We start from the raw sequence: 19,966 nt of genomic DNA, 5'->3' as shown, positions 1-19,966 counted from the left end.
TTGTTAATCAAAAAATTTAATTATGACCAAATTAAGTGTAAACATAAATAAGATTGCAACTCTCAGAAATAGTCGTGGTGGTGACGTACCAAATGTGGTTCAGTTTGCAAAAGACGTTCAGCGTTTTGGTGCGGAAGGTGTCACTATTCACCCAAGACCAGACGAAAGACATATTCGCTATCAAGATGCTTATGATTTAAAACCAGAAGTTTACACAGAATACAATATTGAAGGCAATCCTATTCCTAAGTTTGTAGACATGGTTCTAAAAATAAAACCCACGCAAGTTACTTTAGTACCAGATTCTATTGATGCTATAACATCTAATGCTGGTTGGGACACCATAAAGCACAAAGATTTTTTAGTTGAAGTAATTAAAGAATTTAAAGATAATGGTATTAGAACATCCATATTTGTAGATCCAGATTTACACCAGATTGAAGGTGCAAAAGCAACAGGAACCGATAGAATTGAATTTTATACTGAAGCGTTTGCTCATCAATATAGCCTAGGTAATAAAGAAGCGATTAAGCCTTATTCTGAGTGTGCAGGATTAGCAAATTCGTTACAACTTGGTATTAATGCAGGACATGATTTATCCTTAGAAAATATTCAGTTTTTTAAAGAACATATTAATGGATTGTTAGAGGTTTCAATTGGGCACGCTCTTATTGCTGAAAGCTTATATTTAGGCATTGAGAATGTAATTGGCATGTATTTAGAAAAGCTCAAATAAAAGTATATTGTAAAGTTGAAGTATCTCAGGTTAAAAATGAGAAATTTCAATTATTTAAATACAACTTTACAAAAACACATTCTCGTTTAACACGCATTGTCATTGCACTTTTGTGTAAAAATTAAAAAACATGAAACTACACTCAAACATTATAGGAGAAGGCAAACCATTTATTATTCTACATGGATTTTTAGGCATGGGAGATAATTGGAAAACCTTGGCAAGACAATTTTCTGAATCTAATTTTGAAATACACCTCGTAGATCAACGTAATCACGGTCGCAGTTTTCATTCAAACGATTTTGATTATGATCTATTAGCTGAAGATTTAAAAAATTACTGTGAATCTCATAATTTAAACGACATCATATTATTAGGGCACTCTATGGGTGGAAAAACAGCTATGCTGTTTGCTTCAAAATACCCAGAATTAGTAAGTAAACTATTGGTGGCTGATATTTCGCCACGCTATTACCCTGTACATCACGATGCAATTTTAGAAGGATTAAGTAGTTTAGATTTTACGCAAATTAAATCTAGAGGAGAAGCAGATAAAGCTCTAAGTGATTATATACAAGACGTTGGCACACGTATGTTTTTGCTAAAAAACTTATATTGGGTTGAGAAAGGACAGCTAGGTCTTCGAATTAATTTAGAAGTTTTAAAAGAAAATGTTTCTGAAGTTGGTGAAGCCTTACCAATACATGCCAGTTTTAATAAGGACACTTTATTTTTACGAGGTGATCGTTCAGAATATATACCAAAAGCAGACGAAACTATTATTCATCGTCATTTTCCCAATTCTAAAATTATAACCATCAGCAAAGCTGGCCATTGGTTGCATGCTGAAAACCCTCAAGAATTTTATGACGCTGTCATAAATTTCGTTTAACTTTATAAAACTTAATTAATCCATATGAAGTATATAGTTTTAGTTGTTTTGTGCTTATTTACGTTTCAGTTCACAATAGCACAAATACAACCAGATGGTCCGTATAAAAAATATTATGATTCTGGCGAATTACTACTTGAAGGTCAATATTTATCTAACAAACGTGCTTCAACATGGAAGAGCTATTATAAAAACGGTCAAGTTAAAAGTATATACAGTTATAAAGATGGAAAACAAAACAAAGACTTTATATCCTATTATGAAGATGGATCTCTTAAAAGTAAAACAGAAAAAGAAGATGACACTTATATTAATAGAAGTTTTTACAAAAGCGGTGAATTGAAAACAATTAATGAACTTGGCAATGGTTATTTCAAAAAATTTTTAAAAAACGGAAAACTACTTGTAGAATCTACCTACAGTAATTCTGAACTTTCTGGTGAATGGAAACAATTTTATGAAAATGGACAAATAGCATGGATTGTAACTTATAAAGATGGTTATAGACATGGGATGTACAAGCAATACTACGAAAATGGAGATATAAAGCTTGAAGGTAACATTTCTAAAGACAAAGTAAATGGACAGGAAAAAAGGTTTTTAAAAAACAGAGAATTAGAATGGACTGGGACTTATCAAAAAGGCCAATTGCATGGCACGTGGACGAAGTTTAACGCTGAAGGTTCTAAACCTGAAAAAATAAAATTTAAAAATGGATTATCTTCAAATAAAGAATTTAGGAAAATAATAACTCCTACTAAAGTACCTGATGGAGTTACTCAACGTATTCCTATTTATCCAGGATGCGAAAAGGCTTTAACAAACAGAAAAAGAAAAACCTGCATGAACAACAACGTTAGTGCATTTATATTAAAAAACTTTAATACGAATCTAGCAAAGGGTTTACTTCCAGGAAAAAAACGGATTTTCATCAAGTTTAAAGCAAATAAAAAAGGAGAAATTGAAGTCATAGATGTAGCTGGACCAACTCCTTCTTTGAAATTAGAAGCTTATCGAGTTATAAAAATGCTTCCTAAGGTTGTTCCTGCTATGCAAGATGGAAAACTTAAAAATTTTCCATTTTCAATACCTATAGTTTTTCAAGTTACGAGATAACCTAATTTCATCAATAATATTCAATATGAAATACCTTATTACATTAACTGTTTTCTTATTTACGTTTCAGTTCACAATAGCACAAATACAACCAGATGGTCCATACAAAGAATTCTACGATTCTGGTGAACTTAAAAAAGAAGGCCAATACAAAAACAAAAAACGCGTAGGTAAATGGAAACAGTATCATAAAAACGGACAGGTTTCAAGAATTTATAGCTACACGAATGGCAAATTTGATAAAGAAGAAATGTCATATTACGAAAATGGTGTTCTAAGCCACAAAATCGAATTAGAAGATGGTGTCTATGTCAATTTTAGATATTTTAAAAGTGGAAATTTAGATTATAAAAGGCAATTTGAAACCGGCTATTTTAAAAGTTTTTACGAAAGTGGTGCTAAAGAAATCGTTGCCACTTATTTAAAATTTGATTTAGTTGGCGAATGGAAAAAATATTATGAAAGCGGCCAGTTAGAATGGGTCGTAACATACAAAGATGGTTATAGACATGGTTCTTATAAAAATTACTATGAAAATGGAGATCTTAAATTAGAAGGTTCTATGGCCAAAGAAAAACTCCATGGCAAAGAAAAAAGATATTTAGAAGGTAATATACTTGAATGGGAAGGCAGTTATGCAGATGGCAGACTAGCTAATACTTGGATTAAATATAATGCGAAAGGCAAGAAAGTTGAAAAAATTAAATTTAAAGATGGAATTGCAAGCAAAGCTGAATTTAATGGGATTTTAAGCCCATCTAAAGTTGAGGATGGCGTTATTGAACGTGTTCCTGTTTATCCTGGTTGTGAAGACATGTTAACCAATAAAACTAGAAAAGGGTGTATGAATAAAAACGTAAACCAACTAATTGGTAAAAACTTCAACACTGAATTAGCAACAAAATTAAATTTAATAGGAAGACAGAGAATTGTCCTAAATTTTAAAATAGACAAAACCGGAAATGTTATAGAGGCAAAAGCGAAAGCTCCTCATCCTGGTTTGGCAGAAGAAGCGATAAGAGTTATTAAATTGTTGCCAAAAATGTCTCCTGGATTTCAAAGAGACAAACCTGTTATAATGCCTTTCTCTATTCCTATTGTATTTCAAGTTAGTAGATAATATAATGTCGTTAACCATCTTCAATATGAAATACCTTTTTACACTAATTGTTTTCTTATTAAGCGTTCAATTTTCAATTGCTCAAAACCCTCCTGATGGTCCATTTGAAATATTTTATGATTCAGATACGATTAAGGTTAAAGGACAGTATAAAAATGGAAAACGCGATGGCGATTGGAAAAGTTATTATGAAAACGGTCAAGTTTCAAGATTGTACAGTTATCAGAAAGGAAAACTCAATGTGGAATATCGTTCTTTTTACGACGATGGAATATTACGAAGTAAAACGGAAGAAATTAACGGAGAACATATTTGGTTCGGCTACTACAAGAGCGGAAATTTACAATATAAGCAACAATTAAAAGGAGGCTATTTTAAAACCTATCGCGAAAATGGAACATTAGAAATTGAAGCTAATTATGACAATAATGGGCTTTGAGGTGAATGGAAACGCTATTATGAGAATGGAACAATAGAATGGCTGGTAAATTATAAAGATAACGAGCGCAATGGCCTGTACAAGCATTTTTACGAAAATGGAGACCTCAAATTAAAAGGCGAAAATAAAAATGATAAGCTTGAAGGCGAAGAATACCGCTATTTACCCAATGAAATTTTAGAATGGAAAGGTAATTACAATAAAAATCGATTGCATAATACCTGGATAAGATATGATTCTAATGGCAAAAAAACTGAGAAAATTAAATACTATTATGGTTCTACCAATTTAGATAATGCCTCTAATTTAAAAAGCACCAAAATACCAGAAGGTATCGTAGAGAATGTTGCAATTTATCCAGGTTGCGAGTCTTTCAAAAGTAATAAGGCACTTAAAAAATGCACCAATGAAAAGGTTAACAAAATAATTCTAGATAACTTTGATATTAACTTAGCAAACAATATTGGTTTATCTGGTGAACAAATAATTTTAGTTAAATTTGAAGTAGATATTTACGGTTATGTAAGTATTGTAAGCATAAAAGCACCTCATCATGTTCTTAGAATTGAAACAGAAAGAGTAATGCGAGAGTTGCCAAAATTTAAACCAGCAATGCAATTTGGTAAGGCCGTAAAAATGCCGTTTTCAATACCAATTGTTTTTGTCATAAATTAAAAAAATTATGAATCTAATTTTAAGACTTTTATTAAACGCCCTGGCTGTGTTTGTTTTAGCACATGTTTTAACTGGTGTAGCGGTAGATGGTTATGTTGGCGCACTAATTGTAGCCATTGTATTATCTATTTTAAATTTATTGGTAAAGCCTATTTTAGTCATTTTAACCTTACCCATTACTATAATTACATTAGGACTTTTTCTAATCGTAATTAACGCAATAATAATATTAGTCGCAGACAAATTAATCGACGGATTTAGCATTGCCAATTTCGGAACCGCAATTTTATTTAGCATCCTACTGTCTATCTTGCAATGGCTGCTACAATCCTTTTTAAAAGACGATAAAAAGTAGCTGATATACAAACGCTTAAAACTGTTGTTGGGTTGCAAAAAATATTGTATTTTTGCAGCCCAATTTTAGTTTCAATAAAAATGAACATTACAAGAGAAAACATCGATGCATTAAATGCAGTTGTAAAAGTTGATATCGCAAAGGAAGATTATAGCGATAAAGTAGAAAAAATATTAGTAGATTACCGTAAGTCTGCAAACATTCCTGGTTTTAGAAAAGGTCACGTACCAATGGGAATGGTAAAAAAGCAATATGGTAAAGCTGTATTAGTAGATGAAGTAAACAAATTACTACAAGATGCACTTGGTAAGTATTTAGTTGAAGAAAAACTAGACGTTTTAGGTAATCCTTTACCAAAAGCTCAAGACGATTTAGATTGGGATGCTGAAGCATTTTCATTTGAATTTGAATTAGGTTTAGCTCCAGAATTTGATGTCAACCTAAAAAGTAAAAAAGCAATAACACATTATAATATTGTTGCAGATGACAAAATGATCGACGATCAAATTGAAAACATCCAAAAACAATACGGAAAAATCGTTTCTCAAACCGAAGTAACAAAAGACTCTGAAATTACGGGTACATTTACTAACGAGGAAAAAGAAATCGAGAATTCTACAATGATTACTTTAGATAAATTAAAAGGAAAAACAAATCCTAAGAAGTTTATCGGAGCAAAAGTTGGTGACGTAATAACATTAAAAACTAAAGGTTTATTTAATGACGATCACGACTTAATGAATGCGTTAAAAGTACCTCACGATGATGCTCACGGATTAGAAATTGAAGTTAACTTTACCGTTACTGAAATTAACGAACGTGAATTAGCAGATTTAGATCAAGAGTTATTTGATAAGTTATTTGGTGAAGGTAAAGTAACGTCTGTTACAGAAGTAAAAGACAAAATAAAAGAAGATTCTGAAAAGCAATTTGCACAACAAGGTGATCAGAAATTATTAAACGATGTTACAGAGAGCTTAATTGAAAATACAAAATTCGATTTACCATCTAGTTTCTTACAAAAATGGATGCAAACTGCTGGTGAAGAAGAAATGACTGAAGAGCAAGCAAAAGAAGAATACGAAAAGTCTGAAAAAAGCATGCGTTACCAACTTATTGAAGGTAAGCTAATTGCAGAACACAATCTTCAAGTACAGTTTGAAGAATTAAAGTCGTATTCTATGGACATGATTAAAGGTCAAATGGCACAATTTGGTCAAATGAATCCTTCAGAAAAAGAATTAGAAGACATTGCAGCACGTATTTTAGGTAACCAAGATGAAGTAAAGCGTATGTCTGAGCAATTGGTTAGTCAAAAATTATTAAACTTATATAAGACAGAAGCTAATATAAAAACTAAAGAAATCACTTATGATGATTTCGTAAAAGAATTTTATAGTTAAGCAGTCTTTAAAATAATTAGTATCTTTAAAGCGTAGAACTGATTGGTTTTACGCTTTTTTTATGGAATTAGTTTTACATCAAAAACTTACATACTAATTAGCGTAATTTTCAGTTTTATTAGATAAAACTCATTAATTAAAAGAATTAAAATTTATATGGATTTCGGAAAAGAATTTGAAAAATTTGCAATAAAGGATCAAGGTATTAATAGCAACTATTACAGTAAAATAATAGAAAGCATGTATCCTTCTAACATGACGCCAAATATTATTGAAGAACGACAAATGAATATTGCCGTTTTTGATGTGTTTTCTCGTTTAATGATGGATCGTATTATATTTTTAGGTACAGGTGTTAATGACCAAGTGGCTAATATTATACAAGCACAATTATTATTCTTACAAAGTACAGATGCCACAAAGGATATTCAAATTTACATTAACTCTCCAGGAGGATCAGTATATGCTGGTTTAGGTATTTATGATACTATGCAGTTTGTAAAACCAGATGTTGCTACAATTTGTACAGGTATTGCAGCTTCAATGGCAGCTGTTTTATTATGTGCTGGCGCAGAAGGTAAACGTTCTGCATTAACGCACTCTCGTGTAATGATTCACCAAGTAAGTAGCGGAACTCAAGGTCAGTTAAGCGATATGCAAATTGCCTTAAAAGAAACGATAAGAGTTAAAGAAGAATTATATGCAGTGATTGCAAAACATTCTGGTAAGTCTATTGAACAAGTAGAAAAAGATTCTGATAGAGATTACTGGATGCGCTCACAAGAAGCTTTAGAATACGGAATGATTGATGAAGTATTAACAAGAAAGTAATTCCATTTACTTTCGACTAAATATGTCTAGTTACAAAACTATTTACAGTCATGTTAATGCAACGCTTTTTAATAAGCGACACATTAATGAGAATGACACCAATTTAAAATTATGGCAAAGGAAGAATTAGAATGTTCATTTTGTGGAAGGAAAAAGCCAGAAACTAGTTTATTAATAGCTGGTTTAGATGCGCATATTTGTGATCGTTGTATAGAGCAAGCTCATGGTATTGTTATAGAGGAATCTAAACAATCTGGTAATTCAGATTTGAGCGCTGAGTTAATGCTTAGAAAGCCTAAAGAAATAAAAAGTTTCTTAGACGAGTATATTATAGGACAAGAGTACACCAAACGTGTCATGTCTGTAGCGGTTTATAATCACTACAAGCGTTTATTGCAAGCACCTACAGAAGATGATATTGAAATACAAAAAAGTAATATCATTATGGTTGGGCAGACAGGTACAGGTAAAACCTTAATGGCCAAAACCATTGCAAAAATGCTAAATGTACCTTTGGCCATTGTAGATGCAACTGTATTAACAGAAGCTGGTTATGTTGGTGAAGACGTAGAAAGTATTTTGACGCGTTTATTACAAGCTGCAGATTACAATCTAGAAAAAGCACAACGCGGTATTGTTTTTATTGATGAAATAGATAAGATTGCTCGTAAAAGTGATAACCCTTCAATTACTAGAGATGTATCTGGTGAAGGTGTGCAACAAGCGTTATTAAAACTTTTAGAAGGCACTGTAGTTAATGTTCCACCTAAAGGTGGACGTAAGCATCCTGATCAAAAATTTATAGAAGTCGATACTGAAAACATCTTATTTATTGCTGGTGGCGCATTTGATGGTATAGAACGCGTTATAACTAAACGTTTAAACATGCAAGCCATTGGTTATAGCTCTATAAATAAAGAAAGTGTAGACAAGGACAATATTTTACAATATATAATTCCTAAGGATTTAAAAGATTTTGGTTTAATACCTGAAATTATTGGTCGTTTACCTGTGTTAACACACATGGATCCTTTAGATGCTAAAACGTTAAGAGCTATTTTAACAGAACCTAAAAATGCTATTGTAAAACAATACAAAAAATTGTTTGCTATGGATGAGGTTGCATTAACACTCACTAATGGTGCATTAGAGTATATTGTAGAGAAGGCCATAGAATATAAGTTAGGTGCTAGAGGATTAAGATCGCTTTGCGAAGAAATCCTTACCGAAGCTATGTTTGAATTGCCAGGATCTGGAGAAACTAAGTTGACGATAACTAAAGCCTATGCAGAAGACCGATTAAATAAATCGACTTTAAAAAAACTTAAGGCCGTGTCTTAACTCAATTAAAATACTATATAAAAAACCACAATTTCTAATATTGAAATTGTGGTTTTTTTGGTTAGGATTAATTAATAATATTGCTAGCAATATTTGTTGTTATGTTAATAGCACATTAATTTTTATCAAATATATAAGCCTTCAATAGAGTTTAACCATTTGTTGTCATTTAATGGTTAAATGCTAAATAATTTACGCTCTATGGTATTTAACTGTATATTTTTCAGACAAACCGTTAATGTTTTACGGTATTATAACTTACCTCTACTTTTGGTTCCATTTTTACAACAGATTTCTCCGGAAACGTATTAGGCGCTAATTTTTTGGTGTAAGCTTCAAAACCTTCTTTTTTAATAACAATTTCATAATCATCATAAGGCTTTAACTTAAAACTGTACGACGCATCTACACTCGTTGTTTGTCGTTCTACCTCTTCGCCTTCGTCATTTAACAATACAATGGTTGCATTAGGTAAAATCTTATTATCTTGGGTTGTAACTACACCTTGCAAATCTTTATAAATCATTTCTGATTTAAAATGATACATGTTATAAGCATTAGTTGACTTCCCTTTATTAGAAGAAAACACACCTGTATCACCATTAATAATCATAAACGCAATATCATCCTTGTTAGAATTAATTGCTCTTCCTAAATTTCTAGGCTTACTATATGCTATTTGCTTACGATTAGAAATAAAAATATCATAACCACCAATACTATTGTGACCTTCTGAAGAAAAATATAATTCCTTATTATCATCTGTTGTATAAGGGTATTTCTCATCACTTTCAGTGTTAATCTTACCGCCTAAATTAACGTGGCTTCCTATACTACCATCTTTGTTAATTCTGGCCATATAGATATCAAAACCACCAAAACCGTCTTTCATATTAGACGAAAAGAATAAAAATTTACCATCTGCAGAAACATGTGGGTTTTCTACAGAATAATCATCACTACTGATAGCAAGTTCTGTTTCGTTTATCCACTTTCCTTGTGAATTTTTCTTTAATTCTGCTTTATAAAGTTTATAATTTAGAACATTATCTCGTTCACTACGCGTGTAATAAACAGTGTGTTCGTCTGGAGAAAATGCAACCTTACCTTCGTTTCCTTTTGTATTTAAAATTCTACTAAATAAAAAGGGCTGAGAAAAGCTGCCATTTTCTTCAACATCTAAACAAAATAAATCTGTGTATGGTTCCTTAGTTTTAGGATCTACACCAGACCCTAAACCTCCTATTTTTTTAGAAGAGACAATGACTAGTTTATTTCTAAACATAGCACTTGCAATTTCGGAGTAATTAGAATTTATTTGAGAAACTTTTACGTTAAAAGCATAACCGCTTTTATTGAGAGCATCAACTTTTGTTGATTTTACTGGGTCGGTTTTGTCATACGAGGTGTATGTACAAAACAGTAGTGCGCAGAGCACATGAATTGTAAATTTCATAATGTAGGGATAATGGATTAATTCAATTTCAATATACGTTTATGCATACAAAAACTATCTAATTTTCACATTTTTTTGGGTAAATCTCCCAATTTTGACGACAAAACTGTACAGATTGTCAATTTTTCGGTCAAAAAAAACCTACATTATTGGTTGTTGAGTTGTAGTAATTCTTCTAAATAAGCTCTAGAATTAGATAAACGTGGTACTTTATGTTGGCCACCAAGCTTATCATTATCCCTTAACCAATCGTAAAATAAATTGGGTCTGGCACTATGAATTTTTGGTTTATTTAACGTCATATTATTTAGCCGCTTGGCTTCATAATCAGAGTTTAGGGATTTTAGTTCTTGGTCAAACAACGCTTCAAAATTAGACATATCTTTTGGAGGTGTTTTAAACTCTATAATCCACTCATGAGAACCTTTTTCTTTGCCTTCCATAAAAATGGGAGCCGCTGTATAATCTACAATTTCTGCAGCCGTTTGTAGGCACACATTTTTAAAAGCACTTTCTGCGTTTTCAATAATTAATTCTTCGCCAAAAGCATTGATATGATGTTTTGTTCTACCTGTTACTTTTATACGATGAGGACTTAAACTAACAAAACGAATGGTATCACCTATTTTGTATCGCCACAAACCTGCATTTGTTGTTATTAAAACAGCATAATTAACGTTAAGTTGCACTTCACTTAGAGGTATTACTGTTTGGTTTGGAGTTCGGTAATTATCCATTGGTATAAACTCATAGAAAATACCATAATCTAACATTAACAATAAATCACTAGAATTGTTTTGATCTTGTATGGCAAAAAAGCCTTCTGAAGCATTGTAAATTTCATAATATCTAAACTTATGAGATGGCAATATTGCTTTGTATTGCTCAACATAAGGATTAAAACTAACGCCTCCATGAAAGTAAACTTCTAGGTTTGGCCAAATATCAAATAAGCTATCCTTATTTGTTTTTTCTAATACATTATTTAATAATACTAACATCCATGATGGTACACCTGCGAGACTAGTAACGTTTTCTTCAATAGTTTCTTCAACGATGGCTTGCATTTTAGTTTCCCAATCACTCATTAAAGACACTCTATTGCTTGGTGTACTACTAAATTCTGCCCAAAATGGCATATTATCAATAAGTATAGCACTTAAATCGCCAAAAGCTGTTCCGTTTTCTTTATACAATTCTTTACTACCACCTAATCGTAAACTCTTACCTGTAAAGAGTTGTGCATCTTCATTATTATTGAGATACATACAAAGTAAATCTTTACTCGCTGCATAGTGACAATCTTCTAGAGACTCGGCACTAACCGGAATAAATTTACTTTTAGCGTTAGTTGTTCCGCTAGATTTAGCAAACCATTTTATGGCACTTGGCCAAAAGATATTTTGTTCGCCGTTTCTTGAGCGTTCAATTAACGGTTGAAATTCTTCGTAATTAACAATAGGAATTCTTTGATTAAATTCTCGGTATGACTTTATAGATTCAAAATTATATTTTCTACCTATTTCTGTATCCTTTGCAACTTTTAATAAGCTGAAAAGCAATTCGTTCTGTACTTCATTTGGGTATTTAATAAACAATTCAATCTGATGAAATCGCTTTTTTAAAAACCATGAAGCTATAGAGTTTACAATTGGAATTGGCATAGAATAGCTATCTTTACTCGCCAGGCGAGATTGGTATATTATTAGTTAAGGTAAATATAAATCTTGTTGTTTTATACATTCTTTACAGATATTCTAAAGATGTAATTTGATAAAAATACTAAATTTCTTTTATGGTTTACACAGGAGTCCTCACAAAAATGCAAACTGAATTTTTAGAACCTATTCAGTATTATTTAGTCTTTGAAAATGATTTTATACACATGAATCAATTGCTAAATAAATCTATTAACATGAAACTAGTTGGACACCAATGTTTAAGCTGTGGATTAGATAGACCTATTTACAGACAAGGCTTTTGTAGAACTTGTTTTTTTGATAAACCTTTTGCTGGTGATTGGATAATGCGACCAGAATTAAGTACTGCACATTTAGGAAAAGAAGATAGAGATTTAGACTACGAAAAAAAGGTACAACTACAACCACATATTGTTTATTTGGCAAACTCTAGCAACGTAAAAGTGGGCGTTACAAGAAAAAGTCAAGTCCCAACACGATGGATAGATCAAGGTGCACACGAAGCTGTGGAAATTGTAGAAGTACCCAACCGATATTTAGCAGGTATTACTGAAGTTGCGCTCAAAGCACATGTTGCAGACAAAACCAACTGGCGAAAAATGCTGAAGAATGATATTGAAGATGAAAATTTATTAGATTGGTCACATAAGTTAAAACAATATGTACCAGAAGAAGCGCAAGAATATGTGATTGAAAATAATACTGAAACACACATCAATTTCCCAGTAGACCAATATCCTGAAAAACCTAAAAGCCTTAATCTTAGTAAAACGCCCAATTACTCAGGAAAACTAGTAGGAATTAAAGGTCAATATTTAATTTTTGAAGATAATACTGTTTTTAACGTGAGAGCAAATGAAGGCTTAGTAGTAGAGTTAGGTATTTAAATTTTAAGGTAAATAGCAAAAAGTTACTATTTAAAGTAAGACAACAAATCAGATTTTTTAGAAGCAGATACCATAATTTCTTTTCCATTACTTAAAATCACGCTACCTCCTTTTCCTTTGACGTATTTTACGATCTCATTGACATTAACCAAATAGCTCTTATGGACTCTGGCAAAATTTCCTTCGGATAAACTTTCTTCTATATATTTTAAAGTTTTGCTTACGAGTTTCTTTTTGTTGTTGCTTAAATATAATTCTGTGTAATTATCATCAGCTTTACAATACATAATATCGGATGTCTCTATAACCTCAAAACCATCTTGCTGAGGCAGCGTAATTTTACCGTTTACAGCATTGGTTTTTGGCACAAGGACTTGATCTTGTAAAGCGTCTTCTTTGGTTTTTATTTCGGTAACGTAGTCTACAGCTTTTATTAACTCATCTATAGAAATTGGTTTCATTAAGTAATAAGAGGCATGCGCATTTAATGCATCAATTGCATAATGATTGTAGGCTGTTACAAATATGGTTTCAAAATCTATATCACCAACTTTATCAAGCAAATCAAACGCATTACCATAAGGCATTTCTACATCTAAAAACACGACATCTAAATCGTTATTTCTAATTAAAATAAGCGCTTCTTCAATATTTGAAGCCTCACCTTGAATTGAAATATTTGGACAATATTTAGTTAGATAATTCCTTAAAATTAGTCTACTATTTTCTTCGTCTTCTACAATTATGGCGTTTAATTTCATATTTAATCCTTTTTTAAGGTTACAACAACCTCTGTACCTGCATCTTCCAATTCTTGAAAATCGCTAATGGCTACATCTACTTTATCCTTATACATTTCATTTAAAATGGCAACACGTTTTTTAATGTTGTTCATTCCTTTAGAGTTTTGCTTTTTCTGGTGATCTGTTTTTAAAGCTTTAGATCGGTCACGTCCTATACCATCATCAGATATTGTTATTGTTATCTCATCTTTAGATTTTGGCGCAATATGTATATGCAGTTGTCCTTTTTCGGTTTTATAACGTAAGCCATGCCAAACCGCATTTTCAATATAGGGTTGCAGTAACATTGGTGGAATCTGAAATTCGTCTACATCAACATTTTCATCTACAACTATAGCATATTCAAACTTATCTTGAAACCTGAAATGTTCAAGTTTTGTATATAAATTTAATAACTCAATTTCTTTTTTCAATGGGATAAAATCCTCTTCACTGTTCTCTAAAACAGCTCGCATTAATAGTGAAAAATCAGATAAATATTTATTGGCTGTTCGCTCATCATTGGTTGCGATAAAAGTATTAACCGAGTTTAATGCATTAAATATAAAGTGCGGATTCATTTGGCTACGCAACGATTTTAAAGCTAATAAATTATTCGCCAATCGTTGTTGCTTTATGTATTTAAACATCAAGTAACCTGTTATTAATAGTAAAATTAATCCACCTATTAAACTGTAAATTATAAGTTGCTGACTTTTGTTTTTTTCTTGAGTTAAATCGTATTTACTTTTAGATAATGCTCTATCACTTTCTAAAGATGTTATTCTACTTTGCTGTTCTGCGATGTTTCTACTAAAACGTGCAGCTTGTGTAATTTCTTGTAATTTTTTAGCATATTGTTCATCAACAACATTATTATATTCTTCAGTATATGCAATAGCTTCTTCTGTGTTTCCTGATCTTAAATGAGCTTCAGACAATTTTCTTGTAGCATCCATTTTTACATCTAAATCCTCTCTTTCTTCTGCTTCTTCTCTACTTTTTTCGTAATACGGAATAGCACTTTCCATATCATTCTGTAAATAGTAAGCATTACCTATTTTATAGTTTTGCTTTTGAGTTGTAATGGCACTTTCATTAGCAATTACAGAATCTCTTTCAATATCCTTTATACCTTCTATTGCTTGTTTTCTCAGGATAATTTCATCATCATAATCAGCATTATCACTGTTGAACTCAGCTACTTTTACTTGCTCCTCTACTGCTCGTTTTTTATTTTCATTTTTCGCTAAATTCAACGAATTATTAAAGAACATTTTAGCTTTAGTTGTCTGCCCTTGTTCACTGTAAACTTGTGCTATTTTAGAATTTAAATCTGTAACCTTAGGTGCTATTAAATGTTTGTTTGCAACCTCTAATCCATCTTCATATGACACAATTGCTTTTTTGTAGTCTTTAAGTTTAAGATACGTATCACCTATACCTTCATACCAAACCGTTTTTTGATAATTAGACAAACTAGACTTTTTTATGTTCTGAAAAGTTGTAAGACTTGTATCGAATTCCTCATTACTGAGATACGCCCTTGCTAATTTGAGTTGAGCTGAAGTTGTTTCAGCATTTTGAATGCTAATTTTATAAGCGGAAATTGCCAAATCATACTGTTTCCAATACATATAAACATCGCCTAATAGTTCTTGAGCTTGTGCACTTTGTGCTGTGTTAATATTTACATCTAGTGCGTTTCCAATAAATTTTAAACTCTTACCTGCATCTTTTTTAAGGTATGCATCTGCAGAATCTATCATTTCATTGAATCGGTTTTTATCACTCGTTATATTATTACTTCTGCCATTCTGCTTGGCGTCAATAACAACAATTGTAATGCGCTCATTAGATGTAATGGTATGATATTTGGTTTCAAAATCATCATGACTGATAATGAGTTCATCACCTACTTGTGCTCTTACTGTAAACGTGCCATCACTCAAGGTTCTTGTATAGCGTCCGCCATTTACAATGATCTCAACGTTTTCATAAGGCTTACGAGAATCTTTTTCATATACAGAGCCTCTAATCGTATAGAAAACTGCTTTAGTATCTCTATCGCCTACCTCATTTTGTTGCGCAAAAGACAAACTTCCTACAATAGAAAACAACACTACTAAACAATATGATTTAAAAAGTTTCACTTTAATATTTTATTTCTTGGACTAAACTTACGCACTTTATTTGGTTCCAAAAAATGGTAAACTTAGAGATGGGTCTATTTAAACTTCAAAAAAGACACTTCTACTAAAAGAGTAGACAGTTTCACTCATCTAAATGCACACTTTACTCATTGTGGTTTTTACTAGTTGTTTTTTAGACAGAGTTTTACGCTATAAATCAAAAAACAGAAATAGCATGAAAACAATCAAATTTACCTTAATTATTATGTTAGCATTTAGTATTCAACTCTCTGCTCAACATCGCGGAAATTATAATGAAATAACACAAGATATTTCCAGACAGAATATTTTAACATCTGGTAATGCTCAAATCTACAATCCAACTGTTCAACAACAAATTAACAAAGCACTTTACCCAAGTAATATACTAACGGTTGACGTAAAAGCGCTACAAAACGCAAGTGCAACGACATACACTGCAATATTTAATTTATATCAAATGGGTCCAACTGCAGAGAAGACAAGTCAATTAATGAAAGAGCGCATTGATAGTATTAAATACAGACTAAACTCTAAAGGTATTTCTCAAAAGGATATTGCTATTGATGTTATTTCTTTTATTCCAATTTACGAGGTTGAGGTTACAAAAAAATTATTCAGCAAAACGTATACTGAAGTTCCTAAGGGATTTGAACTACAGCAAAATATTCACATTCAATTTACAAAAACCAATCAATTTGAATCCATTTTAGACGCTTGTGCACAAAGTGAAGTTTATAATTTAGTTAAGGTTGATTATTATATTGAAAACATACAAGAAGTCTATAAAAACCTACAAGACGAATTATTAAAACTGATAGATGATAAAAAAGTCTACTATAAGGCTTTAGGTTTTGATATGTCTAAATATGATGTTGCTATAGCAGATGATAAATACTGTTATTTTCCAAAAGATTTTTACCAAAGTTACCAAGCATACAATAGTACTTCTGTTGAAGCTTTAAACAAAAATAAAGGCGTTACAACTGTAAAGAAACAAGCGTCCTACTATTATCAACCACTCACTTACGAAAACTATGATGTGGTTATTAATCCTTCGATTTTAGAACCTGTTGTGCAAATAGGCATGAATATTAAATTGGTTTTCACACCTAAACCCGTGGAGCAAAAACCGCAACCCATTGTAAAAACAAAAATAGACCACAAGTATTATGTTATTTCTCCTAATGGAACTATTGATGTTAAGGAACTAAATACTAAGCAATAATGAAAACTATTAAAATTATAACATCACTAATTATTCTTTCAATGCTTGGCAATACTGCCTTTGCTCAAAATGGTGTTGAAAAAATCAACTACAACGGCTTTGTAGAATTAAGTGATAGCCTTAAATCTTATCGTAAAAAAAGGTTAATAAATGAAGCCACTTTTAATATTTATAGACAAGAACCTAAGACTATAATCCTAGATACTAGATCTAAGAGTGCTTTTGATGAAATCCATATACAAGGTGCAATTCATATCAATTTTTCAGATTTTACAAAAGATAAACTAGAAGCCATAATTCCTGATAAAACAATCCGAATTCTTATATACTGTAACAATAATTTTGAAAGTAAAAAGACTTCTTTATTAGATAAAAATGTTCGTTTAGCCTTAAACATCCCAACATTTATTAACCTCTATGGCTATGAATACAAAAACATATTTGAATTAAAAGGGTACTTAAAGGAGGACGAAACTATAATCCCATTAATTACTAATGAAAAAAAATAAAAAATTATGAAAACACATCTTAAACCTTTAATAGTCGCATTAAGCCTATCAACTTTAATGGCTTGCAATGCCAACAATAAAAAGACAAATCTTACTGATGAATTAATTGCGGAAACAGTAATTGAGACCAAAACAAAAAAAGATAATCCAGAAATTAAAGTAGCACTCTTGTTAGATACAAGTAACAGCATGGATGGATTAATAGACCAAGCTAAAGCCCAATTATGGAAAATTGTTAATGAATTATCTTACGCCAAATGTGAAGATGAAAGTCCAAATTTAAAAATTGCACTATACGAATATGGTAATGACAATCTTAATGCTGATGAAGGTTATTTAAGACAAGTTATTGCATTCAGTGATGACTTAGATGAAATTTCAAAATCATTATTTTCCCTAACCACAAATGGAGGCAATGAATTCTGTGGTAAAGTAATTAAAACGGCATTAAACCAACTAAAATGGGGAGATAATAAGGAGGATTTAAAACTCATTTTTATAGCAGGAAATGAACCTTACTCCCAAGGTAGTGTAAGTTATAAAGAAGCATCAAAACTAGCACATAACAACGATGTTACCGTTAACACAATTTTTTGTGGCGATTATAACCAAGGTATTACAGCATCTTGGAAAGATGGCGCAGATTTAACGCACGGAAATTATATGGCTATTAATCATAACGAAGCAACAGTGCATATTGCATCTCCTTATGACGATAAAATTTTAGAGCTGAATAAAAAACTGAATAAAACATATATAGCGTATGGTAGTAATGGCCGTAAAAAAATGGAAATGCAAGCAGAACAAGATTCTAATGCTATGAGCTATAATAAAGCTAATGCCGTTAGCAGAACGGTTAGCAAAAGCTCTCGTTTGTATAAAAATAGTTCTTGGGATTTAGTTGATGCTGAAAAAGAAGAAGACTTTTCTTATGATGATTTAGATGAAAAACAATTACCAGAAGAGTTAAAAGGAAAAACTAAACTTGAAATTAAATCTTATGTTGAAAAGAAAGCTAAAGCTAGAGAGGAATTGCAAGATGAAATAGAAGCACTAAACGTAAAACGAAGAAATTATGTCGCTAAACAAAAAACAACTTCTACAAACAATTTAGAAAATGCAATGCTTGAAGCATTAAAAACTCAAGCAGAAAAGAAAAACTATAAATGGGAATAATATAATTATAGAAAAAGAAAAAGGCTCAATTTTCATTGAGCCTTTTTTAATATTATTAGTTAATTGCAGGACAATTACATTCGTACTTCTCTCGTCTACAATTAAAGTTGAATCCTAAAGTAAACTGATGAAATCCACCTGTATTAAAATTCACAGTATTTGCTTGATAAGAATATGTGTATGCAAAAACAAAGTTATTATAATCAACACCTAAGAATGGTGTTATATATTGTAATTTTTGACTACTAACGCCAGTACCATCAAAAAATTCTGCACCATCTAAACTACGTCTATAAGATAATCCTCCCCAAACTTTACCAAAATCCATTTCTTTATAAACTTTAGCATTAATGTCTATAGAAGATTCTTCAGTAGCATCTCTGTACATATACATAATTGAAGGCTCATAGCTCCATTCACTACCAAATTTACTAAATGTATAACCAGAAGATAATAAGTATGTTCTTAGATTTTTAAATTCAAATTGACCGTTTTCATTTACGTTAACACCATCGTTTTCTAAAATATTCTTAGCAGTAAAGTGTGCATAGAAGTCTACAAAGTGGTAAGAGAAACCAAAATCTATATTAAAATTAGTAGCGCTTTGTTGTGAAGGATCTACAATAGGATCAAATTCACCAGGTGCTAACCAACTAGTTTGATCTAAATTATACTGTAAAAATCCAGCACTAAGACCAAATGATAACATATTTAAATCAATTTCATTTCTTGAGAACATTAAGTGATAAGCAAAAGTCGCATATCCACCTACCGTAGAATGATATCCATTTTCATCATTAAAAAGAACACCACCAAGAGCGACAGGAGAATCTCCTAATCGGCTGTTTATACTTAACGTTTGAAGGCTAGGCGCATCATCTACACCAAACCATTGTTGCCTTGCCGTTAACCTAATTTTGGCACAGTTGGCCACACCAGCCATAGATGGGTGAATTAAATAATAATTATCTGTTAAATAATCTGAATAGATAGGGATTCCTTCTTGAGCAAATCCAAAATTTGCTACTAAGGATATTAAGGCTACTAAACAATACTTTTTTAATTTCATATTTTCTTTATCGTTTCAAGGTAAAATGGGCTTTAAATTCTTTACGGATATCAGTACCTGGCTCGTCATACTCTACTGTG

General features: G+C 31.4%; 19 protein-coding genes and 1 pseudogene. 15 read left to right on the top strand and 5 right to left on the bottom strand.

The features are described from left to right. Positions 1–22: 22 nt before the first annotated feature. The 11 genes and pseudogenes from ACJBCC_RS00100 to clpX all read left to right on the top strand — a co-directional run bounded on the left by ACJBCC_RS00100 (position 23) and on the right by clpX (position 8,908). Complete coding sequence (locus ACJBCC_RS00100; protein ID WP_407556072.1) at positions 23–736, top strand: pyridoxine 5'-phosphate synthase; 714 nt, start codon at positions 23–25, stop codon at positions 734–736. Positions 737–866: 130 nt separating this feature from the next. Next, a complete protein-coding gene (locus ACJBCC_RS00095) occupies positions 867–1,628 on the top strand; it encodes an alpha/beta fold hydrolase (protein WP_407556071.1) in 762 nt (253 codons plus the stop codon). Positions 1,629–1,652: 24 nt separating this feature from the next. After that, positions 1,653–2,744 carry a toxin-antitoxin system YwqK family antitoxin gene (locus ACJBCC_RS00090; RefSeq protein ID WP_407556070.1) on the top strand — a complete coding sequence of 364 codons (1,092 nt, stop codon included), beginning with the start codon at positions 1,653–1,655 and terminating at the stop codon, positions 2,742–2,744. Positions 2,745–2,769: 25 nt separating this feature from the next. Further along, positions 2,770–3,864 carry an energy transducer TonB gene (locus ACJBCC_RS00085; RefSeq protein WP_407556069.1) on the top strand — a complete coding sequence of 365 codons (1,095 nt, stop codon included), beginning with the start codon at positions 2,770–2,772 and terminating at the stop codon, positions 3,862–3,864. Between the two features lie 25 nt (positions 3,865–3,889). Then, complete coding sequence (locus ACJBCC_RS00080) at positions 3,890–4,303, top strand: toxin-antitoxin system YwqK family antitoxin (RefSeq protein WP_407556068.1); 414 nt, start codon at positions 3,890–3,892, stop codon at positions 4,301–4,303. 3 nt (positions 4,304–4,306) lie between these two features. Further along, positions 4,307–4,423 (top strand): annotated as a pseudogene (locus tag ACJBCC_RS00075) (hypothetical protein); the annotation flags it as partial. Positions 4,424–4,513: 90 nt separating this feature from the next. After that, on the top strand, positions 4,514–4,978 hold the full coding sequence (locus ACJBCC_RS00070) for a hypothetical protein (protein WP_407556067.1): 465 nt from the start codon (positions 4,514–4,516) through the stop codon (positions 4,976–4,978). A 7-nt stretch (positions 4,979–4,985) separates the two neighbouring features. Further along, positions 4,986–5,333, top strand: coding sequence for a phage holin family protein (locus tag ACJBCC_RS00065; protein WP_407556066.1), 348 nt, complete (start codon positions 4,986–4,988; stop codon positions 5,331–5,333). A gap of 80 nt (positions 5,334–5,413) precedes the next feature. Then, complete coding sequence (tig, locus tag ACJBCC_RS00060; RefSeq protein ID WP_299098803.1) at positions 5,414–6,736, top strand: trigger factor; 1,323 nt, start codon at positions 5,414–5,416, stop codon at positions 6,734–6,736. Between the two features lie 156 nt (positions 6,737–6,892). Next, on the top strand, positions 6,893–7,567 hold the full coding sequence (locus ACJBCC_RS00055; protein WP_173282063.1) for a ClpP family protease: 675 nt from the start codon (positions 6,893–6,895) through the stop codon (positions 7,565–7,567). Positions 7,568–7,678: 111 nt separating this feature from the next. Then, on the top strand, positions 7,679–8,908 hold the full coding sequence (clpX, locus tag ACJBCC_RS00050; protein ID WP_299098801.1) for an ATP-dependent Clp protease ATP-binding subunit ClpX: 1,230 nt from the start codon (positions 7,679–7,681) through the stop codon (positions 8,906–8,908). Positions 8,909–9,143: 235 nt separating this feature from the next. On the opposite strand, the gene ACJBCC_RS00045 is transcribed toward clpX, so the two are convergent. Beyond that, complete coding sequence (locus tag ACJBCC_RS00045) at positions 9,144–10,364, bottom strand: carboxypeptidase-like regulatory domain-containing protein (RefSeq protein WP_299098799.1); 1,221 nt, start codon at positions 10,362–10,364, stop codon at positions 9,144–9,146. A 146-nt stretch (positions 10,365–10,510) separates the two neighbouring features. After that, complete coding sequence (locus tag ACJBCC_RS00040; RefSeq protein WP_299098797.1) at positions 10,511–12,028, bottom strand: GH3 auxin-responsive promoter family protein; 1,518 nt, start codon at positions 12,026–12,028, stop codon at positions 10,511–10,513. A gap of 131 nt (positions 12,029–12,159) precedes the next feature. On the opposite strand from ACJBCC_RS00040, the gene ACJBCC_RS00035 reads away from it, so the two are divergent. Further along, positions 12,160–12,951, top strand: a complete 792-nt coding sequence (locus tag ACJBCC_RS00035) for a DUF2797 domain-containing protein (protein ID WP_299098795.1) — start codon at positions 12,160–12,162, stop codon at positions 12,949–12,951. 26 nt (positions 12,952–12,977) lie between these two features. On the opposite strand, the gene ACJBCC_RS00030 is transcribed toward ACJBCC_RS00035, so the two are convergent. Next, a complete protein-coding gene (locus tag ACJBCC_RS00030; RefSeq protein WP_299098793.1) occupies positions 12,978–13,712 on the bottom strand; it encodes a LytTR family DNA-binding domain-containing protein in 735 nt (244 codons plus the stop codon). A gap of 2 nt (positions 13,713–13,714) precedes the next feature. After that, positions 13,715–15,886 carry a histidine kinase gene (locus tag ACJBCC_RS00025; RefSeq protein ID WP_299098791.1) on the bottom strand — a complete coding sequence of 724 codons (2,172 nt, stop codon included), beginning with the start codon at positions 15,884–15,886 and terminating at the stop codon, positions 13,715–13,717. Between the two features lie 214 nt (positions 15,887–16,100). Here ACJBCC_RS00025 and ACJBCC_RS00020 point away from each other — a divergent pair, with 214 nt between their 5' ends. The 3 genes from ACJBCC_RS00020 to ACJBCC_RS00010 are packed head-to-tail and all read left to right on the top strand — an operon-like array spanning position 16,101 to position 18,817. After that, complete coding sequence (locus ACJBCC_RS00020; RefSeq protein ID WP_407556065.1) at positions 16,101–17,132, top strand: SIMPL domain-containing protein; 1,032 nt, start codon at positions 16,101–16,103, stop codon at positions 17,130–17,132. Continuing rightward, positions 17,132–17,641, top strand: a complete 510-nt coding sequence (locus ACJBCC_RS00015) for a rhodanese-like domain-containing protein (RefSeq protein WP_407556064.1) — start codon at positions 17,132–17,134, stop codon at positions 17,639–17,641. The genes ACJBCC_RS00020 and ACJBCC_RS00015 overlap by 1 nt, the downstream gene beginning before the upstream one ends. 6 nt (positions 17,642–17,647) lie before the next feature. Then, the gene (locus tag ACJBCC_RS00010; RefSeq protein ID WP_407556063.1) at positions 17,648–18,817 is read left to right on the top strand and encodes a vWA domain-containing protein; all 1,170 of its coding nucleotides are present in this window, start codon (positions 17,648–17,650) and stop codon (positions 18,815–18,817) included. 55 nt (positions 18,818–18,872) lie between these two features. On the opposite strand, the gene ACJBCC_RS00005 is transcribed toward ACJBCC_RS00010, so the two are convergent. Continuing rightward, positions 18,873–19,886, bottom strand: coding sequence for a type IX secretion system membrane protein PorP/SprF (locus tag ACJBCC_RS00005; protein ID WP_407556062.1), 1,014 nt, complete (start codon positions 19,884–19,886; stop codon positions 18,873–18,875). Positions 19,887–19,966 lie beyond the last annotated feature (80 nt).

This window comes from Winogradskyella sp. 4-2091, assembly GCF_045765065.1.
GTDB lineage: Bacteria > Bacteroidota > Bacteroidia > Flavobacteriales > Flavobacteriaceae > Winogradskyella.
The sequence above is the reverse complement of the archived record's forward strand: the minus strand, read 5'-3'. Positions and strand labels throughout refer to the sequence as shown.